Consider the following 18,485-nt stretch of genomic DNA (forward strand, 5'->3'; position numbering starts at 1 on the left):
GTGCGCCGCGGCGCTCATGCTCAAGCGCTGACCGCTTAAGCCGCGGCGCTGCGTTCGCCCTTGCGCGCGGCCATCAGCCCCGTGAAGCGGTCGAACAGATAGCCGATGTCGTGCGGGCCAGGCGACGCTTCCGGGTGACCCTGGAAGCAGAACGCGGGCTTGTCCGTCAGCTCGAAACCCTGCAGCGTGCCGTCGAACAGCGAGACGTGCGTGACCTTCGCGTTCGCGGGCAGCGTGTCGGCATCCACCGCGAAACCGTGGTTCTGCGACGTGATCACCACGCGGCCGTCGCCGAGGTCCTTCACCGGATGGTTCGCGCCGTGGTGGCCGGTCTTCATCTTCATCGTCTTCGCCCCGACCGCGAGGCCCATGATCTGATGGCCGAGGCAGATACCGAAGGTCGGAATGCCGCGCTCGATGAACTCGCGCGTGGCGTTGATCGCGTAGTCGCACGGTTCCGGATCGCCGGGGCCGTTCGACAGGAACACGCCGTCCGGATTGAGCGCGAGCGCATCGGCCGCGCTTGCCTGGGCCGGCAGCACCGTGACGTGGCAGCCGCGTTCCGCGAGCATGCGCAGGATGTTGCGCTTCACGCCGTAGTCGAACGCGACGACGCGGTACTTCGGCGCCTTCTGCTCGCCGTAGCCTTCGCCGAGACGCCATTCGGTCTCGGCCCACTCGTACGGCGCTTCGGCCGACACGACCTTCGCGAGGTCCATGCCCGAGAGACCCGGGAACGAGCGCGCGAACTCGAGTGCCTTCGCTTCGTCATCCGAGCCTGCGAGAATCGCGCCGTTCTGCGCGCCCTTGTCGCGCAGCACTCGCGTGAGCTTGCGCGTGTCGAGGCCGGCGATCGCGACGACGCCTTCGTCCTTCAGATAATCGGACAGCGTGCGCTGCATGCGGAAGTTCGATGCGAGGACCGGCAGGTCGCGGATGATCAGACCGGCGGCATGGACTTTCGTGGCTTCGACGTCTTCGGCGTTCACGCCGACGTTGCCGATGTGCGGATACGTCAGCGTGACGATCTGGCGCGCGTAGCTCGGGTCCGTCAGGATTTCCTGGTAGCCGGTGATCGCCGTATTGAAGACGACCTCGCCGATCGTGTGGCCGGGCGCGCCGATCGAGTACCCACGAAAGACCGTGCCGTCGGCAAGTGCGAGCAGAGCGGGAGAAAAAGACGGCAACACGGGAGACTCCTTGGCGGAACACCCTGTGCCGACCTGTCTATCCGACCGTGCGGGCCCGCGGCGAACGGCATCGTGAACTGCCCGGATGCGTGCGCGGACTCGCGCGCGCTTGCTTTGCGGTAGGCGTCCTGCTCGCGGACATCGGCCCATTGTGTGGGCGGCGGATTCGCGGATTTGCGGGGACAACCGGATCAAGCGCGGCGGATGAACGCGGGGATAGACGGTTAGGAGCGGTAGGCGCTAGGGTGTGGGTTGGTAAGCTCAAACCTTGAAATTATAGCTCGAAAACACCCCTCCCTTCAAATTCCGGGACAGACGGGAACGGGGCGCGCTGCCGCACGATCGCACGAAAATCGCGCGGATCGAGCACCGGCGAGGGTTTGCGCGACGCGTCGCTGGCGCGTGCCGGCAACGGGCGGCAATTTCGAGATGAGCGCCGCAGCCTCGCGGATCAAACCTGCGGATTCGCCCGCAGCGCCTCCGGCCGCTCGAGCGCGCGGCCCGGCAATACGTACCAGATCGCGCTCGCGATCTGCAGCGCGACGAGGATGCCCCACGCGGTCAGGTGCGCCGCCTGCGGATAGTGGCCGTCCGCGTCGGGGCTCCAGTGCGAGACGATCGCGCCCACACCCAGCTGGAACCCGAAGATCAGCAGGAAGATCACGAGCGTGAGCGTGGTGTTCACGCGGCCCGTCATCTGCGGCGGGAAGTGGCGCGCGGCGATCGCGTAGCTCAGGATGCCGGTGCCGCCGAAAAAGCCGTACGACGCCCACAGCAGGGCCGCCGGCAGCGGCGCATGGAACATGATCAGCAGTTGCGTGACCACGTACAGCGCCATGCCGATCCCGCAGAACGCGTAGAGCGACACGCCGCGCTGCTCGAGCGAGCGCGCCGCGGCGCCGAAACCGACGGAGCCCGCCATCATCGCGAAGCCCAGCACGGACACGAGCGTCGCGGCCGGCCGCGGCGCCAGGTGCATCACATCGCGCAGCCATGCGCCGACCCACAGCGACTGCATCGCGTAGAACACGCCCTGCGTGACGACCGAGAACGACGCGATCTTCCAGAACGCCGCGCTGCTCAGGATGTGCCACGTACCCTTGAACTGGCTTGTCACCGTCGCGTGGCCGCGCTGCTCCGCGCCCTTCGGTCCGAATACCCAGAGCGCGGCGGACACCGCCACCGTCAGCACGCCGAGCCAGACGCACACGGTCCGCCAGCCCGAAAAGCCAAGCACCCACGTGAGCGGCGAACCGACCATCACGCCGCCGAAACCGCCCACTGCCATCACAAGGCCGTTGACGAACGGCAGGCGGGCCGTCGGGAAATGCTGCGCGAGCGCCTTGAACGCGCCGCCGAGACACACCGACACGCCGATGCCGACCAGGAGCCGCCCCAGCATCATCGCGCCGATGCCGTGCGCCGCGCCGAACACCCACGCGCCGGCCGCCGCGAACAGCAGCATCGCCGCCGTCACGCGGCGCGCGCCGAAGTGGTCGAGCAGCACGCCCGCCGGCACCTGCGCGCCCGCGAAGCCGAGGAAATAGAGGCTCGTCAGCAGACCGAGGTCGGCGGCGCTCAGGCCCAGATCGCGCGTGATGAACGGCGCGAAGCCCAGATTGACGCCGCGGAACACGTACGACACGAAGTAGCCGAGGGAAAACAGCGCGAAGACGCGCAAGCGGATCAGGGACATGGCAACGAACGGCACAGCCTTTCAGGCAACCTGCAGACGATAAAGGAATCGGAGCGCCGATGCACCGAAACCCGCAGGCCGGTGCGGTCAATCGCCGCCCTCGTACGCCACCCCGCCGTACGTAGCTTGTGCGGCCCGCAATGAAAAACGCCGTCACCACAGGTGACGGCGTCGAAAAACGCGGAGTGATCGGAGCGCGTTTCATGCGTTGCCCCCGCAACGCATGTGTCACTCCCGCAAAGCCGCTTGTTCTGCTACTTCTGCTTCTGCGTGTGAGCCACGGTCTTCGGGCGGCTGACTGCCGCGGCCTTTGACGCCTTGCTGGTCTTGCCGGACGAGCTGGCCGATTTCGAACTGGACGTTGACGTGTTCGCGGCCTTCGAAGAAGTCTTGCCCTTCGACGGAGCGCTGCCTTTCGACGAAGCGTTGCTGCCCGTGCTGTCGGCCACCTTCTCGATGTGGCCGCGACCTCGACTTTTATCGTAGCGCGAATCGCCCTTCGTGTCTGCGACGCGGGTGCCGATGCGCTCGGCCCGCGCGCCGCGCGTATCGGTGGCGAGCCGCTCGGGGCCCGGCTCGCTCGGCATCGTCTTGCCGACCGGCACGTGCAGCACGATCACCTGGCCCGGCGTCACGAGATCACGGTGCGTACGGTTCCAGCCCTTCAGCTGGCCGACGGATACGCCATAGCGGCTCGCGATCGCTTCCATCGACTGCTTGCGGCGCACGCGGATCAGCATCTTGCGCGTATCCGGGACGTCCGGCTCCATCGCGAGTACCGCGCTTTCGGCGACGTCGGCGCTGATGTCTTCGTCGTCGTCATTGTCGGTACGCGGCACGACGAGCGTCGAGCCCGCCTTCAGGCGCATGCCGGCCGGAATCTTGTTGACGCTCATCAGCGTCTCTTCGTCGACGCCGATCTTCTGCGCGATCGCCGCCGGCGCCGCGCGCTCGGTCGTCGTATAGGTGGTCCACGACGACAGCTGCCCCTGATACGACTTCAGGTTGCGCTCGAACGCGCTGGCGTTGTCGAACGGCAACAGGATCTGCGGATCGGTCGCACCGAGAATCACCGGCTTCTTGAACGACGGGTTCAGCGAGCGGAATTCGTCCGTCGTCATGTTCGCGAGCTTCGCGGCGATGTCGACGTCGATGTCGTGCGACGTGGTGACGGTGACGAAATACGGGTGGTTCGGGATTGCCGGCAGCGTGAGCCCGTACTGCTGCGGGTTCATGATGATGTTCTTGACCGCCTGGAGCTTCGGCACGTAATTGCGCGTCTCCATCGGCATGCGCAGGCTCTGGTAGTCGGTCGGCAGACCGGCCGCCTGGTTGCGCGCGATCGCGCGCTGCACGTTGCCCTCGCCCCAGTTGTACGCGGCGAGCGCGAGATACCAGTCGCCGAACATGTCGTGCAGGCGCGAAAGGTAATCCAGCGCGGCGCTGGTGGACGCGAGCACGTCGCGGCGCTCGTCCTGCCACATGTTCTGCTTCAGGTTGTACGTACGGCCGGTATCGGGCACGAACTGCCACATGCCCGCCGCCTTCGCAACCGACAGCGCCTGCGGGTTGTACGCGGATTCGACGAACGGCAGCAGCGCGAGCTCGGTCGGCATGTGACGCGCCTCGAGCTCTTCGACGATGTGATACAGGTACTTCTGCGACCGCTCGGTCATGCGCTGGACGTAGTCCGGACGCTGAACGTACCAGTTGACCTGCATGTCGACGAGGTCGCTCTGGAGATCGGGAATCTGGAAGCCGCGACGGATTCGCCCCCACAGATCGGTGTCCGGGGTGGTCAGCTGCTCGACTGAGCCCTTGTCAACGTTGATGGTTTCGTTGGAGGAGGCGGTCTTGCGGATGGTGTCGGCAACGGCCTGCTGGGTGGCAGGCGATGAAGCATTAGGAAGATTCGCTGCTGGCTGCTGGCTCGCACAGGCGGCAAGTAGCAGAACCAGTAGCGCACTGAATAGAAATCGCATGTACGTACCCGGTTGCCACGAGGGCTGGAATTTGCAGCCGATAGTACGTAAGCGAACCTTTCGCGTCAATCGGAAATAGGTAAGAAAAAGCTAGCCAAATCGCGGGTTTGGATCAGCTTCTTAGTATTTCCGTGAACTTGCCCCCGCTGGCGGTCGGGTCGGGGGAACCCTTAGCGGAAGCGGTTCTTCCACTCCCGCATCAACGTGAACGCGGCAAGCCGATCCGTCACCGTTTCGTGCAGCTCGCTTTCGAGGGTGGCGTGGATCGCCGCGCTGTCGGCACGCAGGAACGGATTCACCGCCCGTTCGTGGGCGATTGTGGTGGGCAGCGTGGGCTCCCGGCGCTCGCGCAGCGCCTGCGCGCGGTCGCGCCAGGCCTGCAGTTCGGCGTTGCCGGGCTCGCACGCGAGCGCGAAGCGGATGTTGGACAGTGTGTACTCGTGCGCGCAGTGCACCTCGGTTGCGCCGGGCAGCGCGGCCAGCGCATCGAGCGACTTCAGCATCTGCGCCGGCGTGCCTTCGAACAGACGCCCACAGCCGCACGCGAACAGCGTGTCGCCGCAGAACACGTGCGGGGTGCGCGGCGCGGCGCCCGAGGGGTCGGCCGATTGGTAGTACGCGATGTGTCCGCTCGTGTGACCCGGCACGTCGAGTACCGTGAAATCGAGCGCGGGCGAGTCGAGGTGCACCCGATCGCCGTCCCGCAGCGGTTGTGTAACCTGCGCAATCGCTTCGCCGGCGGGACCGTAGACCGGCACAAGCTGGCCTTTCAGCAGATCGGCGACGCCGCCGACGTGGTCGGCATGATGGTGCGTGAGTAAAATAGCGCTCAGTCGCCAGCCGCGTTTCGCGAGATAGCGCTGGACCGGCGCGGCTTCGCCCGGATCGACGACGACCGCGTCGCGGCCGTCCGACACCACCCAGATGTAGTTGTCATCGAAGGCCGGAACAGGCACGTATTCGAGATCACGCTCTTCAGCTGGATCATTAGTTGGCGCATTCATGGGCGACGCATTGTCACTATGTCCGAACGATCGATTATAGACTGGCCCGCCTGGAGCGATTCGCCACCGGGGCGCTACATCCTCCAGTGGGAGCAGGCGCAGCTCGACCGCGTCGTGTCGGACGTGTTCGGCTATCACGCGCTGCAGCTCGGCATGCCGCAGCTCGACGCGCTGCGCGAGAACCGCATGCCGTGCCGCGGCCTCGTGCTCGACGCGGCGAGCGCCGCGAGCGCGCCCTATACGCCGCCGCGCGAGCCGCACGGGCCGCCGTCGGTGCACCGTCATGCGCCCGCCGGGCGCAGCACGGTCTGGTGCGACCTGCTCGACCTGCCCTTCGAAGCGCAGAGCGTCGATCTGATCGTGATGCCGCACACGCTCGAATTCACGAGCGACCCGCACCGTCTGCTGCGCGAAGCCGAACGCATGCTGATGCCCGAGGGGCAACTGATCATCCTCGGGTTCAATTCGCTGTCGCTGTGGGGCGCGCGCCAGTCGGTCGGCAGGATGACCGGCAAGCCGTTCGTGCCCACTGCGCACGACCTGATCGCGTTCACGCGATTGAAGGACTGGATCAAGCTGCTCGGTTTCGACCTTGAACGCGGACGCTTTGGCTGCTATCGTCCGCCCCTCGTCAGCGAACAGTGGCTGTCGCGCTATGCGTTCATGGAAGCCGCCGGCGACCGCTGGTGGCCAATCTTCGGCGCGGCCTACATGGTCACCGCGATCAAGCGCGTGCGCGGCATGCGTCTCGTCGGTCCCATGAAGGTCAAGAAGTCCGTGCTGTCGGCGGGCCTGGCGCCCGCTGCCACGCCGCATGGCCGCGTGCAGCCCGCCGCGCCCACGCCCCAACCCGTGCACGTGGCAGCCCAGACGGGCCGCGGCGTTCACCCCCAACCCCAGGACTCATGACTCCCGATTTCGTCGAAATCTTCACCGACGGCGCCTGCAAGGGCAATCCCGGCCCAGGCGGCTGGGGTGCGCTGCTGCGCTTCGGCACGCAGGAAAAGGAACTGTTCGGCGGCGAAGCGAACACCACCAACAACCGGATGGAGCTGATGGGCGTGATCGCCGCGCTCGATGCGCTGAAGCGCCCGTGCAAGGTGGTCGTCCATACCGACTCGCAGTACGTGCAGAAAGGCATCAGCGAGTGGATCCACGGCTGGAAGAAAAAGAACTGGATGACGGCCGCGAAAACACCGGTGAAGAACGACGACCTGTGGAAGCGGCTCGACGGCCTCGTGCAGCAGCATGAGATCGAGTGGCGCTGGGTGAAGGGCCACGCTGGCCATCCGGAGAACGAGCGCGCCGACGCGCTCGCGAACCGCGGCGTCGCCACGCTCGCCGCAACGTAGCCACGCGCACCGTACCGGACGCCACCACGCATCACGTCACTCACGCACAACCCATCAAGCACCCATGCGCCAGATCATCCTCGATACCGAAACCACCGGCCTCAACGCGCGCACCGGCGACCGCGTGATCGAAATCGGCTGCGTCGAACTGATGAACCGCCGGCTGACGGGCAACAACCTGCACTTCTACATCAACCCGGAACGCGACAGCGACCCGGGCGCACTCGCCGTCCACGGCCTCACCACCGAGTTCCTGCGCGACAAGCCGAAGTTCGCGGAAATCGCGAATGCACTGCGCGATTTCATCGACGGCGCCGAGCTGATCATCCACAACGCGCCGTTCGACCTGGGCTTCCTCGACGTCGAGTTCGGGCTGCTCGGCCTGCCCACTTTCACGAGCCACTGCACGAACGTGATCGACACGCTCGTGCAGGCGAAACAGATGTTCCCCGGCAAGCGCAACTCGCTGGACGCGCTCTGCGACCGCTTCGGCATCAGCAACGCACACCGGACGCTGCACGGCGCGCTGCTCGACTCGGAACTGCTCGCCGAGGTCTATCTGTCGATGACGCGCGGCCAGGAGAGCCTCGTTATCGATATGCTCGGCGACAGCCAGCAGGACACGGGCGAAGCGGGCGCGCCGCGCGTGAAGGTCGCGTCGCTCGCGTTGCCGGTGCTCGTCGCGAGCGAAGACGAACTCGCCGCGCACGAGGCGGTGCTCAACGATCTCGACAAGTCGATCAAGGGCACGAGCGTGTGGCGCGTCGAACCGGCGCCGGCAGGAACCGAAGCTGCGGATGCGCAGTCCGCTTAAAAAACGCTTGTCGAAGCTGCGGATGCATGACATAATTCGCAGCTCTTCGGGTGGTTAGCTCAGCGGTAGAGCACTGCCTTCACACGGCAGGGGTCACTGGTTCGATCCCAGTACTACCCACCAGAATTCTGGTGCTGGTAAAGCCAAGACACCGAAGACCAAACGCCCTCTGGTGAAAGCCAGAGGGCGTTTTCTTTTGTCTTTGTCTGCGTCGTTCAGACGCAAAAAAACCGAACACCAAAGCATCCGGCTTCTTTCTCTCACCGAGCCACCCACCACGCGGGCTCATCCCCACGCGGCAGGCAGCGCTCAGGCATAACGCAACATCAAAACAGCTTCATCGCCTGCATCAGCGTGTTCGAGACGCCCCACACGAGCGGGATCAGCACGTACAGCCAGAACACCGCGAGCAGCGCCTTGTTGGTCGGATGCGCGTTGAGCGCGTGATCCGTTTGGCCAGCATTCATTCCATTCTCCTTTGATCGCAGACTCAGGCGCCCTTCGCGACATCCGCGTCGGTCATGTGGTGCTTCTCGTTGACGCGCGACACGAGCACGTTGCAGACGAAGCCGACCACGAGCAGCACGGCCATGATGTGCACCGTCATCGTGTAGGCGTCCGCCTTCGCGACGCCGTGCGCCACTTCATACGCGCGGATGTAGTTGACGAGCACCGGACCCGCGACGCCCGCCGCGGCCCACGCGGTCAACAGACGCCCGTGAATGCCGCCGACGAACGCCGTGCCGAACATGTCCGCAAGATACGCAGGCACTGTCGAGAAGCCGCCGCCGTACATCGACAGGATCACGCAGTAGCACAGCACGAAGAGCGCGATATTGCCGGTCGTCGCGAACGTCGGCACGAAGTAGTACAGCACCGCGCCGAGCACGAAGAAGATGTAGTAGGTGTTCTTGCGGCCGACCCAGTCGGACGCCGATGCCCACACGAAACGGCCGCCCATGTTGAAGAGCGACAGCAGGCCGACGAAGCCCGCGGCGGCAGCCGCCGTCACGGTGTTCTTGAAGCTCTCCTGGATCATCACCGAAGCCTGACCCAGAATGCCGATACCGGCCGTCACGTTCAGGAACAGCACGAGCCAGATCAGATAGAACTGCGGCGTCTTCAGCGCTTCGTCGATATGCACGTGGTTGCGCGAAATCAGCTTGTGCGACGTGTCCGGCGGCGTCCAGCCGGCCGGCTTCCAGTCCGTCGGCGGCACGCGGATCGCGAGCGCGCCGATCGACATCGAGATGAAGTACACGATACCGAGCACGATGAACGTTTCGGCCACGCCCACGCTGGTCGCGCTCTTGAAGTGGCTCATCAGCGCAACGGACAGCGGCGCCGCGATCATCGCACCGCCGCCGAAGCCCATGATCGCCATGCCGGTCGCCATGCCGCGGCGGTCCGGGAACCAGCGGATCAGCGTCGACACCGGCGACACATAGCCGAGACCGAGGCCGATCCCGCCGATCACGCCGTAACCGAGATACAGCAGCACGATCTGGTGCAGCCACACGCCGACGGCGGACACGAGGAAGCCGCCGCCGAAGCAGCAGGCCGCGGTGAACATCGTGCGGCGCGGACCGACGTGCTCGAGCCATTTGCCGGCAAATGCCGCCGACAACCCGAGGAACACGATCGCGAGCGAGAAGATCCAGCCCAGCGTGGTCAGCGACCAGTCATCGGGCGCGGACTGCGTGATGCCGATCACTTTCGTCAGCGGTCCGTTGAACACGGAGAACGCATACGCCTGACCGATACACAGATGCACGGCGAGCGCCGCGGGGGGCACCATCCAGCGGGAAAATCCCGGCTGCGCGACGGTCGCCTCCTTCGAGAAAAACGGCGGCGCGCCCGCGCCACCCTTGGATCCGGCCACACTGTTCACAATGATTCTCCTTCCTGTACGACTCTTTTGCCGGCCGCCCGTGGACTGCGGCCGCCGTTGTCTGGTCTCCCGCCAAATATGCTTGACGAACACATATGGCGCGGTTTTACGCTCAAACTGAATGAGCGATGCCCGAACACTAGAGCGACCGTCAGGTCATTGCAATATGAGAAAGGAATGCATAAGGGTGATGCCTGATGACCAGACAAATCCGGTTATGCGTCGGTTACGCGTTTACCCGATCGCTGCAGCATAACGGTTGTGAGCATCCGCCGTGCCGTCGATTGATTCCGGCGTCCACGCAACGCATGCATTGCGCTCATGCCACGAAGCTGCCTCGCTTATCGCGAACCAGGCAGCACGCGCCTCAGCAGTTGCTCAAGTATGAGGAATCAATATGAGCGGCGACTTCACAGCCGGCCGGCAAATCGCGGTTCGGGGAGACCTTGAACACCTGGATGAACGACAAACACGGCACCGTCGTCATCGGCCGGTTGGCCTGACGGGCGGATCGACGTGACGAACAGCGTGTCGAGCCGTGAACCGCCGAACGCGCACATCGACGGCTTGCGCGCCGGCAAGCCGATCTGCCGGTCGACGCGCCCGTCGGGCGTGAACCGCAGCAGCAGACCCGCGTCGTTCGCGCAGGTCCAGTAGCAGCCGTCGGCGTCGACCGCGGCGCCATCCGGCCGCCCCGCGTAGTGATGCAGGTCCGCGAACACGCGGCGGCGATGCGGCGTGCCGTCCGCGGTGTCGAAATCGAACGCCCAGATCAGCCGGCGCGTGGGGTGCGAGTCGGACAGATACATCGTCGTGCCGTCAGGCGACCACGCGAGCCCGTTCTGCGTGACCAGTCCGTCGACGACCGGCGCCGACAGACCGCGCATCGCGTCGAAGCGGAACAGCGCGCCGGCGGGCTGCGCGAGCGACATGTCCATTACCATCGTGCCGGCCCAGAAGCGTCCCTGACGGTCGCAGCGGCCGTCGTTGAAGCGCATGCCCGGCGCAGGAAACGCCGGCGCGGCGAGCCGGCGCGCGCTGGCCGCGCCGCCCGCTGCCGGCAAGGTCGCCGCGAACACGCCGGTTTCGAGCCCCGCGATCACCCCGCCCTCCGCATCGAACGCGAAGCAGGCGATCTGTTCGGGAAACGTCCATTCGGTGCGCGTCTGGCTGTCCACTTTCAGGCGCACCAGCTTGCGCGCCGGAATATCGACCCAGTACAGCGCCGCCTCGTCGCCGCGCCAGACCGGGCATTCGCCAACGTCCGCGCAACCTGCCGCGTCGAGCCGCTCGACGGTCACACGCTGCGTGACCGTCACCCCTGGCGCTCCATCGGCTCGCCGAGCACGAACGGTCCGCCCTGATAGCGCTGCGCGGGATCGTCGAGATCCGTTGTCGGCGCGCGGTCCGCGAACAGGTGATTGAACTGCGCCGAACTGTCCTGCGGCCGAAAGCCGAGAAAGCCCGCCTTCGTGTTGTCCCACCACTTCACCGGATTGTCCGACGCGCCGTACACGATCGCGTGCCCGACCCGGTTGGTAAAGAGCGAACAGCGCACGAGTTCGATGAAGTCGCGGTAGCTCAGGTAGGTGACGAGCATGCGCGGATTCTTCGGCTCCTCGAACGACGAGCCGATACGCAGGCACACGGTTTCGAGCCCGAAGCGATCGAAGTAGTAGCGCGACAGCGATTCGCCGAAGCACTTCGACACGCCGTACAGGCTGTCCGGACGCAGCGGCGCGTCGGCATCGAGCACGGTGGTGGTCTCGTGGAAACCGATCGCGTGATTCGAGCTCGCGAATACGACGCGCCGCACGCCGTGCCGGTGCACGCCCGAGTACAGGTTGTACACACCGCGAAGGTTGGCTTCGAGGATGTCGTCGAACGGCGCGTCGACCGAAATGCCACCCAGGTGCACGACCGCGTCCACACCTTCGAGCAGCGCATGCAGCCCGTCGCGGTCCGCGAGGTCCAGCACCGTCGCCTCCTCGTGCGGCGCGACTTCGCCGAGCGGCGCGATGTCGGTCACCCGCACGACGTCGGCCCACTCGCCCATCGCGGCACGCAGCTGGCGCCCGAGGTTGCCGGCGGCGCCGGTGAGAAGGAGACGTCGGAAGGGTTTGCGCGCTGCTGACGATGAATTCATCTGGGTCACCTGATTGCCTGCTCGATGGCGGGTTGTGGAAAACGTTTTCCAACTATAGGGTTCACGCTCCGACAAGTCAATCGGGTTCCGCGCCAGGCGTCCGCGCCGGCCGTGGCGCCCTTTATTACCGCCGGTTTCAGCCAAACGAACCGCGCAGGGATGCCCGACCCAACCAGACGTCATCGACGATTTCGCCGCAGCGATTCCATATCGTGCGAAAATCCGGTTAACAAAACGAGAAAACGTTACCTCCGGCAATGAAAAAAGCTTCTCCCACGATTCGCGACGTTGCAGCGGCGGCCGGCGTTTCGGTCGCGACGGTGTCGAAGTTCATCAACGGCGCGCAGCGTTTCTCGGCGCCCGTCGAAGCGAAGCTGAGGGCCGCGATCGACAGCCTCGGCTACCGCTCGAATCCGCTCGCGCGCTCGATGATCACGGGGCGCACGCGCACCATCGGCCTCGCGATTCTCGACATCAGCAATCCGCACTTCACCAACGTCGTGAAAGGCGCGAACCGGATCGCGCTGCGCCACGACTACACGCTGCTGCTCGTCGACACGGAAGAGAACCAGGCGCGCGAGCGGACGCTGATCGAGGCGCTCGCGCAGCGCGTCGACGGGCTGATCGTCAGTTCGCGGATGCCGGAGGAAAGCTCGCAGTGGATGACGGAACTGCGCAAGCCGGTCGTGCTGATGCGGCGCGCCGACAGCCTCGGGCTGCCGAGCCTCGGCATCGACAATCACCTCACCACCTACATGCTCGCGCGGCATCTGCTGAACCAGGGACATCGCCGCTTCGCGTATCTCGGCTTCGGCCAGGCGCGCCTGAACGAGGAGCGGATCGAAGGCGCGCGTCAGTGCCTCGCGGAAGCCGGCCTCACGCTCGACGTGCACGACGCGCACGCGCCGACGGCGGAAGCCGGCGAGCGCAGCTGCTCGGCGGTGATGCTCGGCCCGAACCAGCCCGACGCGGTGATCTGCTACAACGACCTGATCGCGCTCGGCTTCATGAAGGAAGCCACCTCGCTCGGCTTCAAGCTGCCGCGCGACGTCTCGGTCACCGGCATCGACAACGTGCCGTACGGCGAATACGCATCGCCGGCGCTCACCACGGTGGACATTCAAAGCGAAAAGATGGGCGAAACCGCGATGCTGCGCCTGATCGACGCGCTCGCCGGCAAACGCGACGCGGTCGGCCACGTGACGTTCGAGCCGCGCCTCATCGTGCGCGATTCGACGATGCACCGCGGCTGACTGGGAGCACCCCGAGCGCGCGGACGAACGCGCGAGCGATAGAGATTCGCATTGTCATCGCTTAAACCATGATGTACGATGACTGACATTGATCACCCCATTGCGCGTGGCGCGCCGCAACCATGAGTCCTCAAGAGCTGAAAGCGACCCTGTCGTCGGGTCTCCTGTCCTTCCCGGTCACCGATTTCGACGCGAACGGCGAGTTTCGCGCCGACGCGTATATCGAGCGTCTCGAATGGCTCGCGCCGTATGGCGCCAGCGCGCTGTTCGCGGCCGGCGGCACCGGCGAGTTCTTCTCGCTCGTGCCGGGCGAATTCACGGACATCGTGCGCACCGCGGTCGAAACCTGCCGCGGCAAGGTGCCGATTCTCGCGGGCGCCGGCGGCCCGACGCGTCTCGCGATCGACTACGCGCGCGAAGCCGAGCGCGTCGGCGCGCAGGGCGTGCTGCTGCTGCCGCACTATCTGACCGAAGCCTCGCAGGACGGTCTCGCGGCACATATCGAGGCGGTGTGCCAGTCGGTGTCGTTCGGCGTGGTGGTCTACAACCGCGGCGCGTGCCGCCTGACGCCGGAGACGCTCACGCGTCTGGCTGACCGCTGCCCGAACCTGATCGGCTTCAAGGACGGCATCGGCGACATCGAACTGATGGTGTCGATCCGCCGCAAGCTGGGCGACCGCTTCACGTATCTCGGCGGCCTGCCCACGGCCGAGGTCTACGCGGAAGCGTACAAGGCCCTGGGCGTGCCGGTGTATTCGTCGGCGGTGTTCAACTTCATTCCGAAGACGGCGCTCGAGTTCTATCACGCGGTCGCGAACGGCGACACGGCCACCACCGGCCGCCTGCTCGACCAGTTCTTCCTGCCGTATCTGGAGATCCGCAATCGCCGCGCGGGCTATGCGGTGAGTATCGTGAAGGCCGGCGCGCGACTCGTCGGTCACGATGCGGGTCCGGTGCGCTCGCCGCTGACCGATCTCACCGAGGAAGAAAGCGCGAAGCTCGACGCGCTGATCAAGGCGCTCGGCGCGCAATGACGTTCAGCGCCATCGCGGCGGGACGATGAAAAAAGCGCGGCGTGATTCCGTATCACGTCGCGCTTTTTCGTATCCACGCTTAGGTTCGCGCGCGCTGACGTGCGCAGCCGCGAATGGAACATCATGCTTCACGACCGCATGCGAACTCAGCCCGCCGTGCCCGCCTTCTCCGCAGCCTCGTGCGCGCGGCGCAGCCGCTCGCGGCTCTTCGTCAGATGCGTGCGCATCGCGGCGCGCGCGGCTTCCTGATCGTGCCGCGCAATCGCATCGAAGATGTCGTCGTGCTCATGTGCGAGGCGCGCGGCGTAGCGCTCCGGGCCCTCGTCGGCGAAGCGTGCGGCGTTCACGCGCGCCCGCGGAATCAGCGTCGTGCCGAGCTGCGACATGATGTCGACGAAATAGCGGTTGCCGGTTGACCGCGCGATCTGCAGATGGAATTCGTAATCGAGCGACGCGGTTTCCAGGCCAGCCAGCGCGGCGGCGTTGATCGCGTCGAGCGCGCGGCGCAGCGCCGTGAGATCGTCGGGTGTCGCGCGCTGCGCCGCGAGACTCGCGCACTCGCTCTCGAGGCTGATGCGCAGCTCGAGGATCGCGAGCACGTCGCGCAACGTCGTGATGGTGGCGGGATCGATGCCGAGCGGACGCTGCGTGCGCTCCAGCACGAAGCTGCCGATGCCGTGCCGGGTCTCGACGAGGCCGCTCGCCTGCAGCCGCGAAATCGCCTCGCGCACGACCGTGCGGCTCACGCCCTGCGAGAGCATCACCTCGGTCTCGGTCGGCAGCTTGTCGCCGGGACGCAGCGCGCCGGCGTCGATCTGCGCGGTCAGCGCATCGACGACTTCCTGCGCGAGACTGCTGCGTCGGCGGGGAGCGGCGGGAAGTGACGGCACGGACATGGTGGGCCTGTGAGTTTTTCAGGGTTTACGCGGGGTAGGACGACTGAAGCTGATTTCATTATACTGCGTTACATGTCGTCTGATGACTGATGATAGGTTGATGATAATCCGTACGCAACCGGCAGCGCAGTTGCCCCGCAATTGCGTGATCGAGCCGTCGTCGCGTCTAACCGCCCCTCGCAACGAAGGAGACAACCGGCGTGCATTCCCGACGCCGGCAAGATTGTCATGACGGAACTGAACAAACGGGTCGCCTCGCCCTCCTCGTCCATTTCGCCAGCCACGGCATCCACGGAAACGGACACCGCCGCGTTCGCCCGCTCCGCGATGGCCGCGCTCGCCAGCGCCAGCCGGCGCACGCGTGTGCGCTACACGATCGTGTTGATGCTGCTGTTCGTCACGACGCTGAACTACGCGGACCGCGCCACGCTGTCGATCACCGGCACGGCGATGGAGCATTCGCTCGGACTTTCCTCGGTGGCGATGGGCTACATCTTCGCGGCGCTCGCGTGGGCCTACGTGATCGCGCAGGTGCCGGGCGGATGGCTGCTCGACCGCTTCGGCTCGAAGCGCACCTACCTCGCGAGCATCGTGCTGTGGTCCGTCTTCACGATGATGCAGGGCTGGGTGGCGGGGCTCGCGGTCGGCACCGCGGTCGCCGCGCTGTTCATGCTGCGGTTCCTGATCGGCTTTGCCGAAGCGCCCGCGTTTCCGGGCAACAGCCGCATCGTCGCGTCGTGGTTTCCGTTGAAGGAACGCGGCACCGCCGCCGCGATCTTCAACGCGTCGCAGTACTTCGCGACCGTGGTCTTCACGCCGCTGATGGGCTGGATCACGCACGCGTTCGGCTGGCCGCACGTGTTCTGGGTGATGGGCGTGCTCGGGCTCGTCACGGCGCTCGCATGGGTCCGCATCATCCATACGCCGAAGACCCATCCGCGCATCAACGACGCCGAGCTGCGCTACATCGAAGCCGGCGGCGGCCTCGTCGACCTCGATGCGCCGCGCGCCCGCACGGGTTCGCCGACGGCCGCGGCATCGATCACGAAGCCCGTGGCCAGGGTCCACACCATGGCCTGCATCAAGGAGATGCTGAAGAGCCGCATGCTGCTCGGCATCTTCATCGGTCAGTACTGCATCACAACGCTCACCTACTTCTTCCTCACGTGGTTCCCGATCTACCTCGTGCAGGGCCGCCACATGTCGATCCTCAAGGCAGGCTTCGTCGCGGCCATTCCGGCGATCTGCGGCTTTCTCGGCGGCATCCTCGGCGGCGTGATTTCCGACGCGCTGCTGCGCCGCGGCTATTCGACGACCTTCGCGCGCAAGCTGCCGATCGTCGCCGGCATGCTGCTGTCGACGTCGATGATCGCGTGCAACTACGTCGACGCGCAGTGGCTCGTCGTCGCGATCATGGCGCTCGCGTTCTTCGGCAAGGGTGTCGGCGCGCTCGGCTGGGCCGTCGTCGCGGATACCGCGCCGAAGGAAGCGAACGGCCTGTGCGGCTCGCTCTTCAACATGTTCGGCAACACCGCCGGCGTCACGACGCCGATCGTAATCGGCTACCTCGTGGCGGGCACCGGTTCGTTCGCCGCGGCGCTGGTCTTCATCGGCATCAATGCGCTCGTCGCGATCGCGTCGTATCTGTTCGTGGTCGGCGAGATCAAGCGCGTCGAGCTGAAGGAGTCGGTGATCGCAGGCTGAGCTACCGTACCGGTATCCGCAATCCGCGCGAGCTTCGGTCGAACGAAGCTCGCGTGTTCCGTTTCCACGGCGCAGCATGCATGCCAAGCATGCGATTTGCGCCGTCCGTTCCAACCACCGATCGATGAACATCATGCCATCCGTCCAGTCCGCCTCTCATCACGACGCGCCGCGCGTCACCGAACTCCAGGTCATCCCGGTCGCCGGCCGCGACTCGATGCTGCTCAACCTGAGCGGCGCGCACGGCCCCTTCTTCACGCGCAACATCGTGATCCTGAAGGACAGCGCCGGCCACGTCGGCGTCGGCGAAGTGCCGGGCGGCGAGAAGATCCGCCAGACCATCGACGACGCGCGGCCGCTCGTCGTCGGCCAGTCGATCGGGCGCTACAACAACGTGCTGAACGACGTGCGTAAACGCTTCGCCGACCGCGATACCGGCGGACGCGGGCTGCAGACCTTCGACCTGCGCACGACCATTCACGCGGTCACCGCGCTCGAGGCCGCGCTGCTCGACCTGCTCGGCCAGTACCTCGACGTGCCCGTCGCGGCACTGCTCGGCGAAGGCCAGCAGCGCGATCGCGTCGAGATGCTCGGCTACCTGTTCTACATCGGCGATCGCGGCAAGACCGACCTGCCCTATCGCGACAGCTCGAACGCGACGGACGACTGGACGCGCCTGCGCAACGAAGCGGCGCTGACGCCCGAAGCGGTCGTGAAACTCGCAGAAGCGGCGCATGCGCGCTACGGCTTCAACGATTTCAAGCTGAAGGGCGGCGTGTTTTCGGGCGACGAGGAAATCGAGGCCGTCACCGCGCTCGCCGAGCGGTTTCCGGAGGCGCGCATCACGCTCGATCCGAACGGCGCGTGGTCGCTCGCGGAAGCGGTGCGGCTGTGCCGCGACCAGCACGACGTGCTCGCGTATGCGGAAGACCCGTGCGGCGCGGAGAACGGCTATTCGGGCCGCGAGGTGATGGCCGAATTCCGCCGCGCGACCGGCCTGCGCACGGCCACCAACATGATCGCCACCGACTGGCGGCAGATGGGGCATGCGATCACGCTGCAGTCGGTCGACATCCCGCTCGCGGATCCGCACTTCTGGACCATGCAGGGCTCGGTGCGCGTCGCGCAGATGTGCAACGACTGGGGCCTCACGTGGGGCTCGCATTCGAACAATCACTTCGACGTGTCGCTTGCGATGTTCACGCATGCGGCCGCGGCGGCGCCCGGCAAGATCACCGCGATCGATACGCACTGGATCTGGCAGGAAGGCGAACGCCTGACGCGCGAGCCGCTGAAGATCGTCGGCGGGATGGTCGAGGTGCCGAAGCGTCCGGGGCTCGGCATCGAGCTCGATATGGACGAAGTGGCGAAGGCGCACGAGTGCTACCAGCAGAACGCGCTCGGCGCACGCGACGACGCAGTCGCGATGCAGTTCCTGATTCCGGGCTGGACGTTCGACAACAAGCGGCCTTGTCTCGTGCGTTAAACGTCGCGCGCTGAACCTCGCGCGATAAAAAAACGCG

General features: G+C 65.9%; 16 protein-coding genes and 1 tRNA gene. 8 read left to right on the forward strand and 9 right to left on the reverse strand.

Going from position 1 to position 18,485, the window contains the following annotated elements; translation table 11 throughout:
• Window positions 1-35: 35 nt before the first annotated feature.
• From carA to gloB, 4 genes are all read right to left on the reverse strand, one after another.
• Window positions 36-1,190 (reverse strand): glutamine-hydrolyzing carbamoyl-phosphate synthase small subunit, encoded by a 1,155-nt coding sequence (carA, locus tag DVS29_RS11945; protein ID WP_118180671.1) that lies wholly within the window; start codon window positions 1,188-1,190, stop codon window positions 36-38.
• Window positions 1,191-1,641: 451 nt separating this feature from the next.
• The gene (locus DVS29_RS11950) at window positions 1,642-2,886 is read right to left on the reverse strand and encodes an MFS transporter (protein ID WP_118180672.1); all 1,245 of its coding nucleotides are present in this window, start codon (window positions 2,884-2,886) and stop codon (window positions 1,642-1,644) included.
• 254 nt (window positions 2,887-3,140) lie between these two features.
• Entirely contained in the window at window positions 3,141-4,868 is a 1,728-nt protein-coding gene (locus tag DVS29_RS11955) for a transglycosylase SLT domain-containing protein (RefSeq protein ID WP_118180673.1), read from the reverse strand.
• Between the two features lie 170 nt (window positions 4,869-5,038).
• Window positions 5,039-5,872 (reverse strand): hydroxyacylglutathione hydrolase, encoded by an 834-nt coding sequence (gene gloB, locus DVS29_RS11960; RefSeq protein ID WP_118180674.1) that lies wholly within the window; start codon window positions 5,870-5,872, stop codon window positions 5,039-5,041.
• Between the two features lie 18 nt (window positions 5,873-5,890).
• Between gloB and DVS29_RS11965 the strand changes: the two genes are divergently transcribed.
• The 4 genes from DVS29_RS11965 to DVS29_RS11980 all read left to right on the forward strand — a co-directional run bounded on the left by DVS29_RS11965 (window position 5,891) and on the right by DVS29_RS11980 (window position 8,161).
• Entirely contained in the window at window positions 5,891-6,781 is an 891-nt protein-coding gene (locus DVS29_RS11965; protein ID WP_118180675.1) for a class I SAM-dependent methyltransferase, read from the forward strand.
• Window positions 6,778-7,224, forward strand: a complete 447-nt coding sequence (gene rnhA, locus DVS29_RS11970) for a ribonuclease HI (RefSeq protein ID WP_118180676.1) — start codon at window positions 6,778-6,780, stop codon at window positions 7,222-7,224. Before DVS29_RS11965 ends, rnhA begins: the two co-directional genes overlap by 4 nt.
• A 64-nt stretch (window positions 7,225-7,288) precedes the next feature.
• On the forward strand, window positions 7,289-8,038 hold the full coding sequence (gene dnaQ / locus DVS29_RS11975; protein WP_118180677.1) for a DNA polymerase III subunit epsilon: 750 nt from the start codon (window positions 7,289-7,291) through the stop codon (window positions 8,036-8,038).
• 48 nt (window positions 8,039-8,086) lie between these two features.
• Window positions 8,087-8,161 (forward strand) — tRNA-Val (locus DVS29_RS11980).
• A 203-nt stretch (window positions 8,162-8,364) separates the two neighbouring features.
• On the opposite strand, the gene DVS29_RS11985 is transcribed toward DVS29_RS11980, so the two are convergent.
• The 4 genes from DVS29_RS11985 to DVS29_RS12000 all read right to left on the reverse strand — a co-directional run bounded on the left by DVS29_RS11985 (window position 8,365) and on the right by DVS29_RS12000 (window position 12,075).
• Window positions 8,365-8,505 (reverse strand): MFS transporter small subunit, encoded by a 141-nt coding sequence (locus tag DVS29_RS11985; protein ID WP_118180678.1) that lies wholly within the window; start codon window positions 8,503-8,505, stop codon window positions 8,365-8,367.
• 23 nt (window positions 8,506-8,528) lie between these two features.
• Window positions 8,529-9,920, reverse strand: coding sequence for an L-lactate MFS transporter (locus DVS29_RS11990; protein ID WP_420816099.1), 1,392 nt, complete (start codon window positions 9,918-9,920; stop codon window positions 8,529-8,531).
• Window positions 9,921-10,339: 419 nt separating this feature from the next.
• Window positions 10,340-11,248 (reverse strand): SMP-30/gluconolactonase/LRE family protein, encoded by a 909-nt coding sequence (locus tag DVS29_RS11995; RefSeq protein ID WP_205962437.1) that lies wholly within the window; start codon window positions 11,246-11,248, stop codon window positions 10,340-10,342.
• Complete coding sequence (locus DVS29_RS12000; protein WP_118180680.1) at window positions 11,245-12,075, reverse strand: NAD-dependent epimerase/dehydratase family protein; 831 nt, start codon at window positions 12,073-12,075, stop codon at window positions 11,245-11,247. The genes DVS29_RS11995 and DVS29_RS12000 overlap by 4 nt, the downstream gene beginning before the upstream one ends.
• A 257-nt stretch (window positions 12,076-12,332) precedes the next feature.
• Here DVS29_RS12000 and DVS29_RS12005 point away from each other — a divergent pair, with 257 nt between their 5' ends.
• Together DVS29_RS12005 and kdgD are read left to right on the forward strand one after the other, a co-directional pair.
• The gene (locus DVS29_RS12005) at window positions 12,333-13,328 is read left to right on the forward strand and encodes a LacI family DNA-binding transcriptional regulator (protein WP_118180681.1); all 996 of its coding nucleotides are present in this window, start codon (window positions 12,333-12,335) and stop codon (window positions 13,326-13,328) included.
• Between the two features lie 122 nt (window positions 13,329-13,450).
• Window positions 13,451-14,362 (forward strand): 5-dehydro-4-deoxyglucarate dehydratase, encoded by a 912-nt coding sequence (gene kdgD, locus DVS29_RS12010; protein WP_118180682.1) that lies wholly within the window; start codon window positions 13,451-13,453, stop codon window positions 14,360-14,362.
• Window positions 14,363-14,508: 146 nt separating this feature from the next.
• Here the strand turns inward: kdgD and DVS29_RS12015 are convergent, their stop codons facing one another.
• Entirely contained in the window at window positions 14,509-15,258 is a 750-nt protein-coding gene (locus tag DVS29_RS12015) for a FadR/GntR family transcriptional regulator (protein ID WP_118180683.1), read from the reverse strand.
• A gap of 327 nt (window positions 15,259-15,585) precedes the next feature.
• Between DVS29_RS12015 and DVS29_RS12025 the strand changes: the two genes are divergently transcribed.
• Together DVS29_RS12025 and gudD are read left to right on the forward strand one after the other, a co-directional pair.
• Window positions 15,586-16,962 (forward strand): MFS transporter, encoded by a 1,377-nt coding sequence (locus DVS29_RS12025; protein ID WP_118180685.1) that lies wholly within the window; start codon window positions 15,586-15,588, stop codon window positions 16,960-16,962.
• Window positions 16,963-17,095: 133 nt separating this feature from the next.
• Window positions 17,096-18,448 carry a glucarate dehydratase gene (gudD, locus tag DVS29_RS12030; RefSeq protein WP_118180794.1) on the forward strand — a complete coding sequence of 451 codons (1,353 nt, stop codon included), beginning with the start codon at window positions 17,096-17,098 and terminating at the stop codon, window positions 18,446-18,448.
• Window positions 18,449-18,485 lie beyond the last annotated feature (37 nt).

The sequence above is a fragment of the Paraburkholderia phosphatilytica genome (genome assembly GCF_003443895.1).
Taxonomy (GTDB): Bacteria; Pseudomonadota; Gammaproteobacteria; order Burkholderiales; family Burkholderiaceae; genus Paraburkholderia; species Paraburkholderia phosphatilytica.